The organism is Vibrio sp. ZF57 (genome assembly GCF_001691235.1).
GTDB classification, from domain to species: Bacteria; Pseudomonadota; Gammaproteobacteria; order Enterobacterales; family Vibrionaceae; genus Vibrio; species Vibrio crassostreae_C.
The window spans coordinates 226,912-247,454 of the sequence record NZ_MAKD01000075.1; the positions used below are offsets into that span (position 1 = coordinate 226,912).

Below are 20,543 nucleotides of genomic sequence, written 5' to 3' on the forward strand. Positions count from 1 at the left end.
CCCACAATAATGTATTGGCCATAAAAAAGCCCCCCATAATGGGAGGCTTTAAAAAAGTGCTGAAAAGCAGAATAGACGGCCTGGTAAGCATCTTAGCTTACGAGCAATATTTGGTGTTTTCACAATATTACTATGTTTTATCACAACATTGCTTGGCGTCATTTTCACTACTCTCAGACAAATTGCCGAGAATTATACGCTTTCAATTTGTGAGCGCAAGCGATTACATCAAGCTTTTGTTTACTTTCAGTATTCGCTATTGACCCAGTGTCGCAACCATCACCGCTTTGATGGTATGCATGCGATTCTCAGCTTCATCAAACACAATTGAGTAATCCGATTCAAAGACTTCATCAGTAACTTCTAAACCGTTCATTCCATACTTATCTGCGACTTGCTGGCCGATCACGGTTTCATTGTTATGGAAAGCGGGTAGGCAGTGCATGAATTTCACTTGAGGATTGCCAGTGAGCTTAATGACATCCATATTCACTTGGTATGGTTTCATTACCGCCACACGTTCGTCCCAAGCTTCAGGGGCTTCGCCCATCGAAACCCAAACATCGGTGTATAGGTAATCACAACCTTTCACGCCTTCAGCAACGTCTTCAGTTAACGTGATTTTTGCGCCAGTGTTTTGCGCAATGGTTTGGCACTCTTCAACAAGCTGCTCTTCTGGCCAAAAGGCTTTTGGCGCGACAAGGCGAATATCCATGCCCATCTTCGCGGCTCCGACTAACAGAGAGTTACCCATGTTATTGCGTGCATCGCCTAGATAAGCAAAGCTGATTTGGTGTAGATGCTTCCCGCGGCCATGCTCAAGCATAGTGAGGAAATCAGCCAAGATCTGAGTAGGGTGGAACTCATCGGTTAAGCCATTCCAAACCGGCACGCCCGCATAAGCGCCTAAGTCTTCAACGATACTTTGGCCAAAGCCACGATATTCAATGCCATCGTACATGCGTCCCAATACACGCGCCGTATCTTTCATTGATTCTTTTTGACCAATCTGAGAACCAGAAGGGCCAAGGTAAGAGACTTGAGCACCTTGATCAAAGGCGGCCACTTCAAACGCACATCGTGTTCGAGTTGATGCTTTCTCGAAGATCAAAGCAATGTTTTTGCCGTTGAGTTTCTTCTGCTCAGTGCCTGCATACTTAGCTTTTTTTAGGTCAGCAGACAGGTCGAGTAAAAACTGAATCTCTTTAGGAGTAAAGTCGAGAAGTTTTAGAAAGTTACGATTGCGAAGATTAAAGGCCATCTCTCGCTCCTTGCGTATATAGAATCAATGAAGAACTTAGTTAAACATAAAAATGCTATATTTGTGAATATTTATTTTATTAATTTGATAAAAAAGGCCAGTAAATGAATACTGGCCTAGATAAGACTATTGAGTCTGTTTGACTGAGCTCTTTGACTTAGATACCGTCTCTTTCGATAGGGCAACTCATACAGCGCGCGCCGCCACGACCACGGCCTAGCTCGTTGCCAGGAATCGTTAGAACTTCGATACCCGCTTTGTCGTATTTCTCATTGGTGTAAACATTACGCTCATAACCAATCACGGTACCAGGTTTCACTGTCAGTACGTTGTTAGCGTCATTCCACTGTTCACGCTCAGCTTCGTAGTTATCACCGCCGGTAGTGATGATCTTCAGTTGATCAAGGCCTAGTGCGCCTTCAATCGCTGACAGGTAGTTTTCAGCTTTCTCGACACGCATTTCGCCGTTTTCTTTTGGCGTTAAGCGCCAAGTGTCGAGGTCTTTACGAACGATCTCTGGATAGACAGAGAACGTGTCGATATCCATGTGTGTCATCACCGTATCAAGGTGCATACAAGAGCGGTGTTTTGGTAGATCGATCGCAATCACTTCGCTCGCTTGGCCTGAGCTAAATAGGCTAGCCGCTAGGTTTTCGACACCTTGTGGTTTCGTACGCTCTGAAATACCAACCAGTACCGCACCTTTACCGATAACCAGTACGTCACCGCCTTCAATGTTAGCGTTGTCGTAGTGAAGGTCTTCGTCACCAAAGTACTTAATGAAATCTTGGCCTGCGAACACTGGGTGCCAGCGGTAGATAGCACGCAGGTGGTTCGTTTCACGTTGACGTGCAGGCTTCATCATTGGGTTAAGCGATACACCACCGTAAACCCAGCAAGAAGTATCTCGCGTAAATAGGTGGTTAGGCAGTGGCTCGATAACGAAATCGAGTGGTCGATGCATTTTAGGCAGCATCGATGATGATTTGATAGGAAGCTCAGAGTAGGCCAAGCCACCGAGTAAGATCGTTGCTAGATGCTCATTATCCATTTGAGCAAGGTAGTTTCTTAAGTCACGGGCGAAAGTCGGCCCATAACGGAAATCTGAGATTTGAGTATTCAGCAACCACTCACGAGCCTGAGATACGGCAAGCGTTTCTACTAGCAGGTCATGCAGCAGTAGTACTTCTACGTCTTGGCTGCGCAGCGTTTCTGCAAAGGCATCATGTTCTTCACCAGCGGCTTCAACGGCAAGTACATCATCAAATAGAAGCTCATGACAGTTTGAAGGGGTGAGGTGGGTGAGTGCTCTTTCAGGTCTATTTAGGAGAACTCGTCTCAATTGACCGACTTCGGAGCCAACGTACAGCTTACTCATTTTGCATCCTTACTATTAATCCAGCGTCTATTTATGACAAGCTTGTCCGTAATATGCAAGTTTTGTAGATTGAGTTAATACAAGGTATTTGGGTAATAATTGGTCATAAAACCTGTGATTTTTAAGTTTATACAGATTAAATTCCAACTAACTGACTATCGAACGGAACAACGTTTTTGAGGATCTATGCTCAATTCGTGGCTTGTTAAAATTGAATTTTGCTTATTAATCGTGATTTTTTATTCACTATTATGCACTTTTTGATAACAAGCTGAGGATTTATGCACCCCAAAAGCGGTTTAGCGTATGCACCTAACGTGACTAATCACGCAAGTTTTATTCAATAAGCCCTAAAGTGGCCACAAAAACGAAATGCTAAAATACGGCGTAGTTAATAAAATGTTGAAAATTTGTTTCTGTGATTTTGATTTCACTTTTGAATTGATATTGGCGCTGCGATCTCGCGATAAACTTACCTTTCTAGGCCTGATCTGGGTGGCTTTTCTGGACGATCCGTGCCATATTTCGTGGCAATCAAATTTGATCTTTTCATAGTCAACACTCTGGAGCAGACACATGTCTCACGAAGATGAATATCTATCAGTAGCGGAATTAATTGAATTTCAAAAGGAAGAGACTCGCGACATCATTACAGCATTAATTGAAGATGGTAGCGATCCTGAAGCTCTATACGATATCGAGCATCACCTATTTGCTGAAGATTTCGATGTGCTTGAGAAAGCGGTTGTTGAAGCATTCAAAATGGGCTTTGAAGTGCTTGAAGCTGAAGAGACAGAAGACGAAGATGGCAATAAGCTACTTTGTTGTGATGCAACGATGCAATGCACTCTGAATGCAGAAGCGATTGATGAGCAAGTTGAGAAGCTTGTAAACCTTGCAGAGAAGTTTGACATTATCTACGACGGCTGGGGCACTTACTACGAAGGTGAAGATGCTATCTACCCAGACGAAGATGATGAAGGCGAAGAGTAATTCTTTCCCAATTTTAAAAAATGCCAGCCTCGAGCTGGCATTTTTTTACCCTCAGAAAAATAAATGTCTTTATATGCATTCATTCATTATAATGCGGTCAAAATTGATCTAGCTCAAGGAATGATATGCGGTTGCTTCTCGATGGTCTTTGGCAAATTTCGCCACTGACGGATCTCTCTATCCCACAAGATGACATCACCTTTCCGGCTCCGTTAAGCTCAAAGCTCCCTGATAGCTTGAGTGAAAGTCAAATTGCAGAGCAAGAGTGGCACCTGATGCACGACATCGAAGTGGATGACGCTATGTTAGCGTGTCCATTTGTTGAGTTAGTGATGGCTGGAGTCGATTATTTTGCTGAAGTTCGACTTAATGGTGTGGCTGTTTTTGATTGTGATGGTAGCCAAGCTGAATACCGTAAAGATATCCGTCCTTATATGCAGTCCGGCCGAAACCGTTTCGAGATCCTTTTCCTTGAAGAAGAGGAGAGCCTATTGCTTGAAGAAGACATGGATGACTCTGTATCTTCACAGGCTATCGCTAAATCTGATTCACGCATCGGGATTTGGCAAGCGCCATACCTGCAGTTCGTTCGAAACGTCAAGCTAGAGCAAGTTGTCACAGAGCAGATCTGGCACCACGGTGGTGGCTGTGAGTTTAAAGTGGATGTTATCTATCAAACGCTAAAGGCGGGGTTAGTATCGGCATCCATCAAGTTTAATGGTATGACTCTCGTGATGCCGATTGATGTACGCGCTGAACATACTGGCGTCGTGTTCCAGGTTGAAGCTCCTATCATTTTTGATATTGAGAATCCTAACCCCAAGTATCTATACCCATTAGAAGTGGTACTTGATGGGCAAGAAGAGAGTTCTTTTGTTGCCTTGAACCCAACTTCTTGCGTCAGTAACTTTCTACGTTAACTCCGTATATTTTAGCGTTATCTTCTTTCGCTATAGCGGCGCATTCTGCTTATAACGACTTGGCCATGACAACCTCACAAGCGTCGTGGCCTGTTTCTCCCCAAGCTGACTCAAGATGCTCAAACCCAAGCTTCTCATAGAGTTTGACCGCAGCACCCAAGCACTTCGTCGTTTCTAAATACATGTGTTGATACCCAAGTTGCTTGGCTTGCTTTAAGCTCAAAGCGACAATTCGCTTGGCTAGGCCATGCCCTCGAGTTTGCGGTAAGAAGTACATCTTTTGTAGCTCACACACATTGGGCTTACCTGCTAGTAGAGGGGCAAAGCCACCGCCTCCGACGATCTTTCCGTTGTGTTCGATAACCCAGTACATTGCATTCGCTTGGCTATAGACAGAGTACATATCATCGAGTGTTGGGTCGGCTACGCCATAACCTTTATCTTCTGTGAGTCCATGCTCAGCCGAAACTTGGCGAATGATTTGTGCTAATTGTTGGTTGTCTGACTCTGTGAGTGGACGTAATACAAACTCATCCGCTTGGCATACTTTCGTTAGCCCTTTTAAGTAGCTCTCAAGCCCTTGCTTAAGTAGTTGTTGTTCGTTGTCATCGAGTGTCGAGAGTACTTTTTCAAAGAAGATGCTTTGCTGTTGGTCGAGTTGAGATAACGCATCAACACCTTGAGCGGTTAGGGTGACTAATTGGCTACGCTTGTCTGTTGGGTTCTCTAGGCTCTCAACTAAATCAAGCTTGATCAGACCCGTGACAGTGCGGCTAGCATTGGATTTATCTACGTTGAGTTGCTGTGCCAATTGGTTGATGGTGATTGGCTGCAACTGGATTTCACCAAGAGTATGAGCCTGGACTGGAGTGAGGTCGACATCACCACACTGTTTATCAAGCATGCCAAGTAAACGAACCGTTTGACGAGAATAGTCTCTTAACTGTTGAGAATTCATAACTACCTACCTTTGAATTAAGAAATAAAGTTGCGCACCGCAATTAATTTAATTGCGGTGCGCAACTTTGTCAATAGTAAGCTGAATTTTGTTATTCGATGTAGGTTACTTCAATCGCTCAGTGAGCTTTAGATTAAGCGTGTTGGTGTAAGCAAAACGGAGCTTGTGCTGTTTGGCTTTCAGCTTTTCGTAACCAGACTTTCTCGTGGAAGTAGTAAGCAACGGTATTTAAAGTTGGCTCTAGCAAAGCCATCACGCCGCCTATGAAAGCATCTCCAGTCAACAAGTAGACAACGGTAAAGGCAACACTAAAGTGGATGGTAGCAAAGCTTGCTGTTTTTAATTTGGTCATCCACTGGCGAGCTTTAAGAGCTGGAACTTGAGCCCACGCCTTTTCATGAAAATAGAAGGCAACAGTATTCACAGAGGGCTCAATCATAGCGATTAAGCTACCAATTAAGATGTCGCCTGTTAGTACATAAGCGACACTAAATGCGATAATAAAATGTAATGCAGCAAAGGTTAGTGTCTTTTTCATGATAATTACTCAGTCGTTGTGTTGTTTTGATAGGTCTATTATTGAGAATTATTATCATTAAGTATAATGGGAAGTAGAGATTAATTTGATAGATGAAACCTATCAATCAGTGCGGCTAGAGTGAGAAGCATTGGAATATTGGAATCAGGGACATAAAAAAAGGCTGGTCACCAAGACCAACCTTTCTATTTAGACCGAGAAGTTTGAAGCCTTCTCGTTCACTCGGTTTTAAAGCGCAGCGATTGTCGCTTTTTGCTCTTCAAGCTTAACAAGAGTTTCCTTGTAGCCTTCAAGCTTTTCACGCTCTTTCGCGATAACTGCTTCTGGTGCTTTAGCAACGAAACCTTCGTTACCTAGCTTACCTTCGATACGTTTAATCTCGCCGTGAGTCTTAGCGACTTCTTTATCTAGACGAGCAAGCTCTGCATCTTTGTCGATAAGACCCGCCATTGGGATCATCAACTCAGATTTGCCAACCAGTTTAGTTGCACAAGCAGGAGTCTCTTCACCATCAGCTAGAACTTTAATATCGTCTAGCTTAGCTAGAGAAGTAAGAACGATCTTGTTCGCTTCGATACGAGCGGCATCTTTCTCATCAGCAACCTTGATCATTACTTCTAAGCCTTGGCTTGGTGCAATGTCGTATTCCGCACGTAGGTTACGGATAGCAGTGATGAAAGTCTTAACCCATTCGATGTCGTCAACGATCTCAGCATTGAAGTTAGCTTCATTAAACTGAGGAAGCGCTTGAGTCATGATTGTCTCGCCTTCAACGCCGTCTACTAGCGGCTTAACGCTCTGCCAGATAGATTCAGTGATGTAAGGAAGAACAGGGTGAGCAAGACGCAGAGTCTTCTCAAGAACCGTGATAAGCGTGTAACGAGTCGCTTGTTGTTGAGCTTCAGTACCTTTCCAAAGAACAGGTTTAGTTAGCTCTAAGTACCAGTCACAGAATTGGTTCCAGATGAATTCGTAAAGCGTGTTTGCTGCCATGTCTAGACGGTAGTTGTCTAGGTGAGCATTAAACTCTTTCGCTGCAACTTCAAACTGAGACTCAATCCACTTATCGGCTAGAGAGAATTCCATGTTTGCACGGTCTTCTACAGACAGTGACATGCCACAGTCGTGCTCTTCTGTGTTCATCAGTACGTAACGGCTTGCGTTCCATAGCTTGTTACAGAAGTTACGGTAACCTTCAAGACGCTTCATGTCCCAGTTGATGTCACGGCCAGTTGAAGCCATAGCAGCAAGAGTGAAACGCAGTGCGTCAGTACCGTAGGGTTCGATACCGTTTTCGAATGTTTTACGTGTGTTCTTTTCGATCTTAGCAGCCAGTTTAGGTTGCATCATGTTGCCACAACGCTTCTCTACTAGCTCTTCAAGGCCGATGCCGTCAATCATGTCGATTGGGTCAAGTACGTTACCTTTCGACTTAGACATCTTATCGCCGTTTTCATCACGGATAAGACCTGTCATGTAAACAGTTTTGAAAGGTACTTGAGCCTTGCCATCTTCGTCTTTCACGAAGTGCATGGTCATCATGATCATACGAGCAACCCAGAAGAAGATAATATCAAAACCAGATACTAGTACTTCAGATGGGTGGAATGTTTTCAGTGCTTCAGTATCTTCAGGCCAGCCTTGTGTGCCGAACGTCCAAAGTGCAGAAGAGAACCAAGTATCCAGTACGTCGTCGTCTTGCTTAAGCACAACAACAGGCGCTAGGTTGTTCTTTTCACGAACTTCTTCTTCAGTGCGACCTACGTAAACTTTACCATCGTTGTCGTACCATGCTGGGATACGGTGGCCCCACCAAAGTTGACGAGAGATACACCAGTCTTGCACGTCACGCATCCACGCGAAGTACATGTTTTCGTACTGCTTAGGTACGAATTGGATTTGACCATCTTCAACCGCTTTAACTGCAGGTTCTGCAAGAGGTGCTGTGCGCACGTACCATTGGTCAGTCAGCATTGGTTCGATAACCACGCCACCACGGTCGCCGTAAGGGACAGTCAGGTCGTGATCTTTGATCTCTTCAAGAAGACCAAGCTCATCGAATTCAGCAACGATAGCTTTACGTGCAGCAAAACGCTCCATACCTTGGTACTTAGCAGGGATACCTGTTGAGTAAACATCGCTTTCTTCGCCGTTAGTCGTGAAGACTTCAGCAGCATCACGGATATCAGCATTGAACGTTAGGATGTTGATCATTGGTAGGTTGTTGCGCTTACCCACTTCGTAATCGTTAAAGTCATGAGCTGGAGTGATCTTCACACAACCCGTGCCTTTTTCCATGTCTGCGTGCTCATCGCCTACGATAGGGATAAGACGGTTTACAACAGGAAGTAGGATTTCTTTGCCGATAAGATCTTTGTAACGAGGATCTTCTGGGTTAACAGCAACACCAGTATCGCCAAGCATGGTTTCAGGACGAGTAGTCGCAACAACGATGTAGTCTTTACCATCTGCCGTTTTAACACCGTTCGCTAGCGGGTAGCGGAAGTGCCACATGAAACCTTTTTTGTCTTTGTTTTCAACTTCAAGATCCGAGATTGCAGTGTGCAGTTTAGGATCCCAGTTTACTAGACGTTTACCACGGTAGATTAGGTCTTCTTCGTATAGACGAACAAACACTTCTTGAGTCGCAGCCGATAGGCCGTCATCCATAGTGAATCGTTCACGATCCCAATCTACAGATGCACCAAGACGACGAAGTTGTTGAGTGATCGTGCCACCTGATTCGCCTTTCCATTCCCAGATCTTGTCGATGAAAGCTTCACGGCCGTAGTCGTGTTTTGTTTTGCCTTCTTCGGCAGCAATCTTACGCTCAACAACCATTTGAGTTGCGATACCTGCGTGGTCAGTACCCACTTGCCAAAGCGTGTTTTTGCCTTTCATACGTTGAGCACGGATAAGCGTATCCATGATCGTATCTTGGAACGCGTGACCCATGTGTAGGCTGCCAGTGACGTTCGGTGGCGGGATCATGATGCTGTAAGCTTCTTTTGATGTGTCACCGTGTGGCTTAAAGTAGCCTTTCTCTTCCCAAGTCTTATACAGAGCTTGTTCGATTGATGTTGGGTTGTATGTCTTTTCCATAGTGCTCTTAAACGGATACTGTGAATGGTTAATCGTGGTCAAACTTCATAAGTGAAGCTTCTTGAATCTAAATCCAAAGATAGCTTTAACTATGAGGTTTGACTATGGATGTTGAATCTCGATAGTTTGTAGCTGATATCTAGCTTGACGGTAAATTTTATACCTTTCTCGAGCGAGTTGCTTAGCTTTTTCTTCGCAAGGGACGAAGTCTATCACCTGAGCAAAGGCGTTCGCAAAGGTTGTATGATTATCGGCCAGATTAATTACTAGCTGACGATTCCAATTATGTTTTACGCCTTGATAGCCAATTTCGATGTTGGTTGAATACTTCGGGCCTTCGCCAACCAAGTTGTGCGCAATAAAATCACAGGGTTCGACTTGCCAGAAAACTTCAGCAATACGCTCGGCATGCTCTTTGTCATTACAGTTGAGATAAAGTTTAGCGCCTTGTTTTGCAAAGTGCTGAGCAAGAAACAGCACATAGTGAGCAAAACCATCTTCGCTGGCTTGCGGGCTGTCTGAAGGCACAATGTAAAATGTAGCAGTCTGCATACTTAATACTCGAACTGAAAATCGTGGATATCAATGTTACTTGGTTAACAGGGTCTAACAAATAGCGCTTATTAAAAAAGGGCCCGTAGGCCCTTTTTATTATTTTGAAGATTGCTCTTCAGTCTCTTGGCCGCTGCGGTTCAATAAGAATTGGACTAGCATTGAGACAGGACGACCTGTCGAGCCTTTCGCTGCGCCTGACTTCCAAGCTGTACCAGCACTGTCGATGTGTGCCCAGTGGTACTTCTTAGTGAATTTAGACAGGAAACAACCAGCAGTGATTGTGCCGCCAGGACGGCCACCGATGTTCGCCATATCAGCGAATGGGCTGTTTAGCTGCTCATGGTACTCGTCTGCCATTGGTAGACGCCATGCACGGTCACTTGCTTGCTCTGAAGCATTAACAAGTTCGTGAGAAAGTGGGTTGTGGTTCGATAGAACGCCACTGATGTGGTGACCTAGAGCGATAACACATGCGCCAGTTAGCGTAGCAACATCGACAACACAGTCAGGTTCAAAACGCTCAACGTAAGTTAGAGCATCACATAGAACCAAGCGACCTTCAGCATCAGTGTTGAGTACTTCAACCGTTTGGCCTGACATTGTCGTTAGGATATCACCTGGACGGTAAGCATTGCTGCCCGGCATGTTTTCACAACCGGCTAGGATACCAACCACGTTAATAGGCAGGTTCAGCTTAGCCAGTGCTTTCATTGTACCGAATACAGACGCCGCACCACACATGTCGTACTTCATCTCATCCATGCCTTCACCAGGCTTAAGCGAGATACCGCCTGAATCGAAAGTCAGACCTTTACCTACTAATACAATCGGCTTCGCATCTGGATCCGGAGCGCCTTTGTATTCCATGATAGACATCATCGATTCATTTTTAGAGCCACGGCCAACTGCTAGGTATGATGTCATACCCAGTTTTTCCATCTCTTCTTCGCCAATGATCTTAGTCTTCACTGTCTCGTAATCGTCGGCTAAACGACGAGCTTGAGAAGCAAGGTAAGCAGGGTTTGCGATGTTTGGTGGCATGTTGCCTAGATCTTTAGACGCTTTTACACCTGAAGCAATAGCAAGGCCGTGAGAGATTGCTTTCTCACCCAGGCTCAATTCGCGACGTGTTGGTACATTGAATACCAATTTACGTAGTGGGCGACGAGTCTCTGGCTTGTTGCTCTTGAATTGGTCAAATGTGTAAAGACCATCTTTAGTCGCTTCTACCGCTTGGCGAACTTTCCAATAAGTGTCGCGACCTTTAACGTGAAGTTCTGTAAGGAAACATACAGCTTCCATAGAACCTGTTTCGTTTAGTGTACTGATGGTTTTTTGGATAATTTCTTTGTATTGACGCTCGCCTAGCTCACGTTCTTTACCACAGCCTACCAGTAGAACACGTTCTGAAAGTACACCAGGTACTTGATGCAGTAGTAGCATCTGGCCAGGTTTACCCTCTAGATCACCGCGACGAAGCAGTGAACTAATGTAGCCATCGCTAATCTTATCTAATTGCTCGGCTACTGGAGAAAGGCGGCGCGGTTCGAATACACCGACAACGATACATGCGCTGCGCTGTTTCTCTGGGCTGCCACTTTTTACACTGAACTCCATGCGTACTCCTACATCCTGAAGACAAATCGAACTAAATGTTAGATAATGGGTTCTTACTTGTTGGATCCTATAATGGAACTAACCTTAAAGAAGAACGCTAACACTTAGCTAAAAATTTAAAAAAATAAAAGGTTCAACGGGAAATTATAGTGATTCAATCAAAAAAACAAGTTTTGTATAGGTAATTTGAGCGTGATTATTGTTAGATATTTGATCCGCGAGACAATCAAGAGCCAATTTGCGATCTTTTTTGTTCTCTTTCTCGTGTTTCTCAGCCAAAAATTCATCAGTGTTTTAGCGGATGCCTCTGATGGTGATATCCCTGCGAGTCTTATATTGTCGATTGTTGGCTTAAATATGCCAGCGATGGGCCTATTGATGCTTCCACTCAGTATCTATATTGGTATTTTGCTTACTTTTGGCCGCCTTTACGCTGAAAGTGAAATAGTGGTCATGAACGCCACCGGTATCGGTAATAAATTCCTGATCCAATCTGCGCTTTACCTCGCTTTAATTACGGCATCTGTTGCAGCCTTTAACTCATTTTGGTTATCTCCTTGGTCACAAGACAAAGTTGAACAAATGTATGAAGAAGTAGCTGCAGAGAACAGCGTTGATTTGCTACCAAAAGGTAAGTTTGAAGGTACGCCGGATGGCTCTTCTGTCGTGTTTATTGATGATATCGACGGTAATAAGTTAGAAAACGTGTTCGTAGCTCAAATGCGTCCGCGTGATTCTGTACTGCCAAGTGTGATGTTCTCGAAGTCAGGTGATGTAAAAGAGCTCAGTGATGGTCGCCAAGTGATCGTAATGTACGATGGTACTCGTCATGAAGGCATTCCGACTCGCCTCGACTACAGGGTGACGCACTTTGAAGAATACGAAGGCCTGATTGGTCAGCGTGAAGTTGAGAAGAAAGGTCGAGACTGGGAAGCGATCCCTACGCTTGAACTGATTGGTAACTCAAATAATAGTGCGAAAGCAGAGTTGCAGTGGCGTATTTCTTTGGTACTTTGTATTCCATTGTTGACCATGCTTGTCGTGCCACTGTCTGCGGTAAACCCTCGACAAGGTCGTTTTGCGAAAATCGGCCCAGCAATACTGATTTATCTCACCTATTTCTTAGCAATCAGTGCAACCAAGTCTTCAATCGAAGAGGGGAGCATTCCTGCGGTAATCGGCATGTGGCCAATCAATGCGTTATTGTTATTTGTCGCGATTGGTGCCAACTTTATGGATAGCGTGCCAGTAAGGCGTTTGAAAGAAAAATTCAAGAATAAGAGGTTGGCTTAAGCCGTGTTTAAGATTCTCGATTTATATATAGGCAGAACCATCATCGCAACGACGTCACTGGTATTGGTGACGTTTGTTGGTCTCTCTGGGATCATCAAATATGTAGAACAGCTAAGAAAAGTTGGCCGTGGTACATACGATCTATTACAAGCGCTGTATTTCGTTTTATTGAGTATCCCTCGTGATATCGAAATGTTCTTTCCAATGGCTGCATTGCTTGGCGCATTGATAGGGCTTGGTATGCTTGCTGCAAGTTCTGAGCTTGTCGTTATGCAGGCAGCTGGTTTCTCTAAGTTAGATATCGGCCTATCAGTACTTAAAACAGCTATTCCACTGATGATCGTGGTGACATTGCTTGGTCAATGGGGAGCACCGCAAGCGCAGAAAATGGCTCGTGATTTAAGAACTATCTCGATTGCTGGTGGTAATATTATTTCGACGCAAAGTGGTGTCTGGGCTCGTGATGCCAATGACTTCATCTTCATTGTCAAAATCGATGACCAGAAGCTATATGGAATGAACATGTGGCGCTTTGATGAAAACAAGGCACTTAAAACCGCTATTTATTCTGACGAAGTTGATTACGTTGGAGACAACGTGTGGACGATGAAGGATGTAGAGATCACGTCTTTTGAAAACGAACTTCAAATTACTAAAGAAAGTTTACCGACTTACTCTTGGGAAACGTCATTAGCTCCAGATAAGTTGGCGATAGTAACGGTTAAACCAGAAGAGCTATCGTTAAGTGGGTTGTATGATTATGTTTCTTATCTGAAGGCGTCAGAGCAAGATGCATCACGCTATGAATTGGCGCTGTGGAGAAAGATAACCCAGCCAATTTCGATCGCGGTTATGATGTTGATGGCACTGTCGTTTATCTTTGGTCCTTTGCGTAGTGTGACCATGGGTGCGAGGATTTTGTCAGGTGTTATTGCTGGCTTTACCTTCTATATATCCAGTGAGTTCTTTGGCCCAGTGAGTTTGGTTTATCAAATACCACCCGCCTTTGGCGCAATAGCCCCGAGCGTGGTGTTCCTTGGAATTGCCATCATGCTCTTGAGGCGGAAACTGTAAATAGTAAAAAGGAAGGCATAACGCCTTCCTTTTTTGATCTTGATTGGAGCTAACTTAAATCACATTATCGTGCTTGTGGTAACACAACGACTTCGGTCTTTGCCCAGATATCGTGAAAGCCACGTTTTTCAGGATCGAATGGAACACATAGGTTTGCCAGTCCAAAACCTGAAGTACCTAAACGAATCAGCGCCTGAGTTACTGTGATCGCTGAGCCATCTTTGTTTTGAACGCGCAGCTTCCAAGCTCTCATGCCGAGAGTTTGACCAGCTCTAGTCCAGAAGAACACGAAGAAATATACCCAAACGGCGACTAAGTAAAAGGTATATGCAGGGCTCCAAATCGGATGGTTGGTTAAGAAGTCACTAACATCGGCATAACCGCTGTGGTTAAAAATGCCGAGAGCCATGAGCGCGTGCAGTAGAGCGACAATGACGCCAGCCGCCAACATTTCAATAGCGATTACGATCAGAGCGTCGTAGAACAAGGCACCAAATCGGCGCATGACTCCTGCTGGTGGCAGAGTGTTTGTTGATGTCATGTGTTATTACTTCTTTAAAAATTGAGGCGTCAGAATATAGTTTAAGGCTTAGCCTGAAAAGAGACATGACGCACAGCTTATGACTTAGTGGCGAAATTATCGGCAAACACACATGAATTCAAGTTTTTATACTTGCCACATCAGTTCGCATACGTATAATGCCAAACATCGAAAGGGCAATGCCCCAAGATAATGCCGGTATGGTGAAATTGGTATACACGACGGATTCAAAATCCGTTGCCTTCGGGCGTGGCGGTTCAAGTCCGCCTACCGGTACCATATTTAAGAAGAAGGACGTCTACGGGCGTCCTTTTTTGCTATATATACCAAGGCACTCAGCCAATGTCGTGTCTATGGGCGTCTACCCTCATCTTGTGAAATCCAGTCTTTTATGTAACCCTCTATGTAACCCCAAGTAACCCTGAGTGTAGAGCGGAACTGAACTATGGCTAGGAAAGTAACCCCATTAACTAATACTCAAGTAAAGCAAGCTAAGCCGAAAGAAAAAGAATATTCTCTTAATGACGGAGACGGTCTATCTTTGCGAGTTCGGCCAAGTGGCAGTAAGTCTTGGTTCTTTACCTATCTTGTTCCTGTTACTAAGAAACGCTTTAAAATCAGTTTTGGTAGTTACCCTGAAGTAACCCTAGCTCAAGCAAGAAAAAAACGTGATGAAGCTAGAGCGCTTGTTGCTGATGGTGTTGATCCTAAAGTCTATAAGCTCACAACTGAAACAGAAGAGCTTGAAGCAATTGAAAATACCTTTGCTAAACAATCTGAACGTTGGCTTGACCTCAAAAAGAAAAACACTCTTCAAAGTACTTACTTTAAGCGTAAACAGATGCTTACCAAGTATCTGTCTAGTAAACTAGATCCTCTTCCTTTAAAAGATATTAAGCCTATGCTGGTGAAGAATATTCTTGATCCTGTTGCTCGGGAAGGGAAAATCGAAACAGTAAAGCGTCTATGTATCATCTTAAATGAAATCATGCGATTGGGTGTTGCTTCCGGCGCTATTGAGTTTAATCCTATCTCTGACATTACAAAGCTTTACCCTAATAAGAAAGTTGTACATAACCCAGCACTAACCCCTGAGGAGCTCCCAGAGCTCGTCAGCGCCATTAAGACAAGCAATACTAAGATTGTTACTCGATGTTTAATTATGTGGCAACTGCACACAATGGTTCGCCCCGGTGAAGCTGCACGAGCTCGATGGTCAGAAATCGATATAGAGAATAGAGTATGGGTTATACCGTCATCTTCGATGAAGATGAAGAAAGAACATCTTGTCCCCTTAACAGAGCAGATGATCGGTATATTGGAGGAAGTTAAGCAAATATCGGGGCATAGAGAATTCATTTTTCCGGCAGATAGAAAGCCCAAAGCTCATAGTAACCCTCAAACTGCTAATATGGCTCTAAAGCGTATGGGCTTTGAAGGAAGAACAACGGCTCATGGTTTACGCTCTCTTGCTAGTACAACTTTGAATGTTGAAGGTTTTAATCGTGACCTTATTGAAACTGCCCTTGCTCATGAAGAAGAAAATAAGATAAGAAAAGCTTATAACAGGGCAGATTATCTTGAGCCTCGCCGTCCGATGATGAGTTGGTGGAGTGAGAGAATTGAACGTTCGGAACATGGTGAAATGATGGAAGTCGGCTTTAGGGGACTCCGGATAGTTAATACAAGATAAGCTCAAGAGCCGCCAGCGGTAAGAGCGCTTATTAAACGCAATCTTCCATCCTGTATTGAACACTTTTCACCGCATGACCTTCACCAGGCTTTTACTCGTCGATGCAGTGAGATGGGGCTCGATATTGTGGCTGTAGAGAAAGCGGTAGGCTGCCGGGTATGTTGCGAGTCTACAATCACCATGATTATTTAAATGAACAACTGTCAGTGCTCCAAGCTTGGGGGGATAAGCTATACGCACTGAGTGTTAGTAACGTTGTACCCTTATCAACTATTGAGTCGGCTTAGATACTGAGTATTTGTTATCTTTGCCATTGCGACTTAGAGGATGGACTTTGCCATGTCTTTGAGGCTTTTCTTTTAGAATGGTTGGTATCTACTTTTTGATTTGTGGTTTTAGGGCTCTCATGCAGCGTAGGTTCATCTTGTGCAGAAATGATTTTCTCTTGAAGAGTCGATGATTTTTCTTTTTCGTGAACAGTGGATACTGAGGGCTTTAGGTCGTAGTTAGCCTTCCTTAGCTTTGAAAGCTCAGTCTCCAATTCTTCTATCTGAGTATCTTGCTCTCCTATTGTTTTACAGGCTTGTCCATACTCTGACTCTACTTTCTTTAGCCTCTCCAGCTCTTCGATCTTGTTTTGGCTTTCAACAATGAGAAAATCAACCATTGCTTTGATCGAATATCCATTACTTTTGGCTAATTGGACGGCGATATTGTACGAATTTTCAGAAATGGACATGTTGATTTGTTTATTATCCTTCCTACTCTTTTGAGCTCGCCAAGCACTACTTGCTTGCTGTAATAGTAACTTGTTGTCACTTATCAATTCATCTAAACCTTTTAAGTATTCTATTGCTGAAGTTGGACTTCTGGATGCTGAATTGACTACACCGGTATCCCAAAGAATCTTTTTTTTGAGCAAATATTCTGCTGCCCACTTTTCTTGTTTCAGAGAACCAGTTAACCAGCTTTTAGCATTACTTCTACGTCCCATACTCATAACACCATTCATAAACACTGCTCATACTTTGGCACAGTAATGGAATACAGTTCGTGACTTAATCACCAGAAATAGCCATTACACATTTCCGCACCGTGTAATGTGATACAGTATTTGAACTCTAAATACCTACTGGTAAAATCAGGAATATTGATGGATTACGCCATGAAAGAGGTCGAAATACTCTCAAGAGCTTTGCTGTATATCGATGAGAATAGCCAGAAGTTTGAAGCATCACCAGAAGCTAAAATGCTCTGGATTAAACTACTTACTCTTACTCGGTGTGATAATTGGCAAACGACACTCAATAGTCGTGAGTTGTGCGCATGCCTGCGAATAAGTAGCAGTACTTTTACCAAATCAGTTAAGCAGCTAGAGAAAGTAAGATTGCTTTGTAGGGATTCATTTGAGACAGGTAAGGGTGGGAACAGCTACCGATACCATGTCACTCTTCCACGCAACCGTAATGCTAAAGGTATGTACGTGAGCGCTCCCTTTTTAAAGTTGAGTTCGACATTTATTCATTATGAAGGTTTGTTAAACAATGCAAAAAAACCATCACTAGCTAATAAATTGATCTTTCTTGTTCTGCTGCATTTTAGTGATGATTTTGGTCATGTATCTGAACTTGGACGTGCAAAAATCACCGACATTACCGGTATGAATAAAGAAAGAGTGAAATCGCATGTTGAACGATTATGTTCACTGGGATTTATTAACAAGGTACCCGGTGGAACTATCCCACAACTAATGGGGAAGGTATCAACGCAGTACTATCTAAATATCTGGCACTCAGCATTTCAACAACAAGTTCACGGATATCGCTTCACTCAGCAAAACCTGATTATGACAGCGAGTTTGTCAGAGATGGTCATTTCTTCGGTGATAAGGCAAAAGCCGATGCACAATCAAACGGAGCATTCTCTCAACGCATTTTATGAATCATCGTTAATTGCATCCGTGAAAGTAAGTATTGATGCCTGCCAATTAAGACACTTCTTCACAGGAGAAAATAGAAAGCTGCTGGCTAATCATATAGAGCTTAAAGTGAATGATATAGCCTCTTGTTTGCTAAACCAGCACTGGAACATGATTGATGGTACCTCTCTTATTTCAGGAAAGGCACCAGATGAATTGTTATCCGATGATGGCCTTGCTGATTCAATAGCAGAAAGGTTTCTACCAGAGTCTGTGATGCATCATCATAAAAAAAATACAGACTTCCAACGCAATTACAATGAAGACTCCTTGGCTAATGAGGCTTTGGACACTGAAGCTCATGATATCGACGTTTTACCCGGAGCAAAGGAGCTGGTTGACCTAGTTGTACATATGGCATGGGCTAAAGCTATCGAAGCAAAAAATGTGATTACTATGAACAGAAAGCTCTCTGATAATTTACCAGAACAAGGCATTTACAAAGTCCTGCCATACTCAGCAAGGGGAAATGGGATTGATATAATGGTCAGTCATTAGACGCACTAGCTATTAGCCGAATGTACTCTCGTTGAAATGCATAACTTCAGAGTGACTTCAGTTCCAATCACCCTAGCTAGGTCCGATCTTTGGCTCTTCATCGATATGACTCCAGTACTACAGCCCAAAAAGAAACAATGCCCTCGGTGGATTAGTAATATAGCTACTACAACAAACACTCTTTATAAGAGCATGACTAGCAGTACTACACTCAGTAGCCACACTACTGATGAATGCAGTACATGTTGTTGTATCAGCTAAGATCTCTAGCCATAGGCAATAGATATTCACTCACTGCTACGGCAGAACAGTTTTATGTAAGTTATTACGCATCATTCTCTTTCTATGTGAAATCAAACAACACAGGAGAGATTTTCATGAACATGTTTCAATTTGCTCAAATCCCAGCTCAGTATGGTTCTTTAAACCAACGTCACCTTGCCCGTATCAACGACACTGTTATGGGAGCCTTAGCGAACCATGATAGAGTATTAGTCGCTCGAGTTGATCTACGTATACCTAACAATGGGGGGAACTCTGACAACCCTTTAGAGCGTGATACACCAACTTGTTACCCGAATACCGATGTTGATTTGATGAAACGGTTTATTGCTTCATTGAAAGTTCAGATGAATTTCGACCAGATGAATAAAGCCAGACAAGGGAAGCGTATCTACCCGTGTCCGTTAAATTACGTTTGGGTTAGGGAACGTAGTACTAGTCACAATGAACATTACCATGTGGCACTGGTGGTCAATCAAGAGTCTTATTACACACTTGGTCAATTGGATTACGAGGGTGCTCTGGCTTGTATGGTGAACAGAGCGTGGGCTAGTGCATTAGGGATTACGACAGATGACGTTGGAAGATCAGTGCATATTCCAAACAATTCAACCTATACGTTGAACCGTAATCACCCACCAGCACGATTTCAGAAAGAATTAGGGGAAGTAGCGGTTAGGCTGGCTTACTTGGCAAAGACTGAGACCAAGATACTTGGTGATGGTCGCCGTAACTTTGGGTGCAGTAACCCAAGGAAGGGATTACTTTAGCTTTAGAAACATATTTTGAGAGAGTAACAAGCTATGGCCTTAGCGATAAAGGATAACTTTAAACCGTTTGCATTGGCGTTGCTCACTCAATACCAATTGCTCCTCAAGGGAATAAATTGAAATATTGTCACTAAATGTCTACCTCTACGCTAGAGTCTCACATGTTAAAGACTCTTTGATTGACCATACCCTATTGATTTGTAAATATGTAACCGGTTGAATTGTGGGGGTGAGACCTTCTTGATGTTGGGTAAAACATATACGAGGAGCTTGCCAAAAAGCAGCATGGCATAAAGAGGCTAAAATTTGTCGATTACCAAGACGCAGTTTAAATTATTACGAGTAGGTATTTTAGGGTTTTTCATTACCTTAATGTCAGCTTCTTCAAATGCTAACGAATCAAAATTCAATACAGCAGCCCCTAAAAATAATTCAGTGCCTATTGCTGCTAGTGAGCTGACCAATATTAAAGCAATTTTGAGTGAGCAAGAAGCAATAGTTCGTAACTTAATTGTTTCTCAACAACGTAATGAAAAAGATCTGGCCTTGGATGTAAGAGTCGCATCACTAGAAAAAACACTAGAACTCATTACCTCAAAGAAATTCCAGCCCACAGAAGAAACTCAATTAGCTGCTCGATTGGAATCTATTGAGTCATCGCTAAGTTCGATGGCAAAGAAAGATAAATATTTCACTTATGCTGACTGGGCTGCTATTGCTATTACTTGTGTCGCGGTACTATTAACTATTATAGGTTTAGCCATTGGTGCTCTTGCCTTTTGGGGATATCGAGAGTTAAAAGATATGACCAAAAATAGTGCGTCAGAAGAAGCCAGGCTGGTTGCAAAACAAACGATGGAAGAAATGATTTACGGAGTGGCAAGAGGTGAACTCGAAAAGCTAATAAATGATGGAAAATTACGAGAACCACTACAGGATGCTGTGGATATGATTCTACGTAGTGACTCAGATAGTATTGATAAAAAGCGTACAGAAGAACTACTTAATGAATTGGATACTATTGAGTCAGAGTTTGATAGTGATGAAGATGATGAAAGCATTGGTAATGACAAAAAATAGAGGGTGAGCCAA

At 43.3% G+C, this 20,543-nt stretch carries 17 protein-coding genes, 1 tRNA gene and 1 pseudogene; 10 read left to right on the top strand and 9 right to left on the bottom strand.

Going from position 1 to position 20,543, the window contains the following annotated elements:
- Positions 1 to 256: 256 nt before the first annotated feature.
- Entirely contained in the window at positions 257 to 1,261 is a 1,005-nt protein-coding gene (locus A6D97_RS10530) for an ornithine carbamoyltransferase (RefSeq protein WP_065584323.1), read from the bottom strand.
- A gap of 157 nt (positions 1,262 to 1,418) precedes the next feature.
- The gene (arcA, locus tag A6D97_RS10535) at positions 1,419 to 2,639 is read right to left on the bottom strand and encodes an arginine deiminase (protein WP_065584324.1); all 1,221 of its coding nucleotides are present in this window, start codon (positions 2,637 to 2,639) and stop codon (positions 1,419 to 1,421) included.
- Positions 2,640 to 3,215: 576 nt separating this feature from the next.
- Between arcA and rraB the strand changes: the two genes are divergently transcribed.
- A complete protein-coding gene (gene rraB / locus A6D97_RS10540; protein ID WP_017058930.1) occupies positions 3,216 to 3,632 on the top strand; it encodes a ribonuclease E inhibitor RraB in 417 nt (138 codons plus the stop codon).
- 125 nt (positions 3,633 to 3,757) lie between these two features.
- Entirely contained in the window at positions 3,758 to 4,552 is a 795-nt protein-coding gene (locus tag A6D97_RS10545; RefSeq protein WP_017058931.1) for a hypothetical protein, read from the top strand.
- 49 nt (positions 4,553 to 4,601) lie between these two features.
- On the opposite strand, the gene A6D97_RS21530 is transcribed toward A6D97_RS10545, so the two are convergent.
- From A6D97_RS21530 to pepA, 5 genes are all read right to left on the bottom strand, one after another.
- Positions 4,602 to 5,510 (bottom strand): bifunctional helix-turn-helix transcriptional regulator/GNAT family N-acetyltransferase, encoded by a 909-nt coding sequence (locus A6D97_RS21530; protein WP_083190224.1) that lies wholly within the window; start codon positions 5,508 to 5,510, stop codon positions 4,602 to 4,604.
- A 133-nt stretch (positions 5,511 to 5,643) separates the two neighbouring features.
- Positions 5,644 to 6,048 (bottom strand): DUF2061 domain-containing protein, encoded by a 405-nt coding sequence (locus A6D97_RS10555; protein ID WP_065584325.1) that lies wholly within the window; start codon positions 6,046 to 6,048, stop codon positions 5,644 to 5,646.
- Positions 6,049 to 6,276: 228 nt separating this feature from the next.
- Complete coding sequence (locus A6D97_RS10560; RefSeq protein WP_017063742.1) at positions 6,277 to 9,150, bottom strand: valine--tRNA ligase; 2,874 nt, start codon at positions 9,148 to 9,150, stop codon at positions 6,277 to 6,279.
- Positions 9,151 to 9,252: 102 nt separating this feature from the next.
- Complete coding sequence (locus A6D97_RS10565; protein ID WP_017066664.1) at positions 9,253 to 9,702, bottom strand: DNA polymerase III subunit chi; 450 nt, start codon at positions 9,700 to 9,702, stop codon at positions 9,253 to 9,255.
- A gap of 99 nt (positions 9,703 to 9,801) precedes the next feature.
- A complete protein-coding gene (pepA, locus tag A6D97_RS10570; RefSeq protein ID WP_017058936.1) occupies positions 9,802 to 11,322 on the bottom strand; it encodes a leucyl aminopeptidase in 1,521 nt (506 codons plus the stop codon).
- Positions 11,323 to 11,514: 192 nt separating this feature from the next.
- Here pepA and lptF point away from each other — a divergent pair, with 192 nt between their 5' ends.
- Positions 11,515 to 12,615, top strand: coding sequence for an LPS export ABC transporter permease LptF (gene lptF / locus A6D97_RS10575; RefSeq protein WP_017058937.1), 1,101 nt, complete (start codon positions 11,515 to 11,517; stop codon positions 12,613 to 12,615).
- A 3-nt stretch (positions 12,616 to 12,618) separates the two neighbouring features.
- Positions 12,619 to 13,689, top strand: coding sequence for an LPS export ABC transporter permease LptG (gene lptG, locus A6D97_RS10580; RefSeq protein WP_017058938.1), 1,071 nt, complete (start codon positions 12,619 to 12,621; stop codon positions 13,687 to 13,689).
- A gap of 64 nt (positions 13,690 to 13,753) precedes the next feature.
- On the opposite strand, the gene A6D97_RS10585 is transcribed toward lptG, so the two are convergent.
- The gene (locus tag A6D97_RS10585; protein ID WP_017058939.1) at positions 13,754 to 14,230 is read right to left on the bottom strand and encodes an RDD family protein; all 477 of its coding nucleotides are present in this window, start codon (positions 14,228 to 14,230) and stop codon (positions 13,754 to 13,756) included.
- Positions 14,231 to 14,424: 194 nt separating this feature from the next.
- On the opposite strand from A6D97_RS10585, the gene A6D97_RS10590 reads away from it, so the two are divergent.
- The 3 genes and pseudogenes from A6D97_RS10590 to A6D97_RS22200 all read left to right on the top strand — a co-directional run.
- Positions 14,425 to 14,509 (top strand) — tRNA-Leu (locus A6D97_RS10590).
- Positions 14,510 to 14,675: 166 nt separating this feature from the next.
- Positions 14,676 to 15,923 (top strand): tyrosine-type recombinase/integrase, encoded by a 1,248-nt coding sequence (locus tag A6D97_RS10595; protein ID WP_065584326.1) that lies wholly within the window; start codon positions 14,676 to 14,678, stop codon positions 15,921 to 15,923.
- A 3-nt stretch (positions 15,924 to 15,926) separates the two neighbouring features.
- Positions 15,927 to 16,210 (top strand): annotated as a pseudogene (locus A6D97_RS22200) (integrase); the annotation flags it as partial.
- Positions 16,211 to 16,224: 14 nt separating this feature from the next.
- Here A6D97_RS22200 and A6D97_RS10600 read toward each other — a convergent pair.
- A complete protein-coding gene (locus tag A6D97_RS10600; RefSeq protein WP_139074310.1) occupies positions 16,225 to 16,917 on the bottom strand; it encodes a hypothetical protein in 693 nt (230 codons plus the stop codon).
- A gap of 159 nt (positions 16,918 to 17,076) precedes the next feature.
- Here A6D97_RS10600 and A6D97_RS10605 point away from each other — a divergent pair, with 159 nt between their 5' ends.
- The 3 genes from A6D97_RS10605 (at position 17,077) to A6D97_RS10615 (ending at position 20,531) form a co-directional block, all read left to right on the top strand.
- Entirely contained in the window at positions 17,077 to 18,399 is a 1,323-nt protein-coding gene (locus A6D97_RS10605) for a hypothetical protein (protein WP_065584328.1), read from the top strand.
- A gap of 377 nt (positions 18,400 to 18,776) precedes the next feature.
- Positions 18,777 to 19,451 (top strand): inovirus Gp2 family protein, encoded by a 675-nt coding sequence (locus A6D97_RS10610; protein ID WP_170791820.1) that lies wholly within the window; start codon positions 18,777 to 18,779, stop codon positions 19,449 to 19,451.
- Between the two features lie 306 nt (positions 19,452 to 19,757).
- The gene (locus A6D97_RS10615; protein WP_065584329.1) at positions 19,758 to 20,531 is read left to right on the top strand and encodes a hypothetical protein; all 774 of its coding nucleotides are present in this window, start codon (positions 19,758 to 19,760) and stop codon (positions 20,529 to 20,531) included.
- The last annotated feature ends 12 nt before the right edge of the window (positions 20,532 to 20,543 follow it).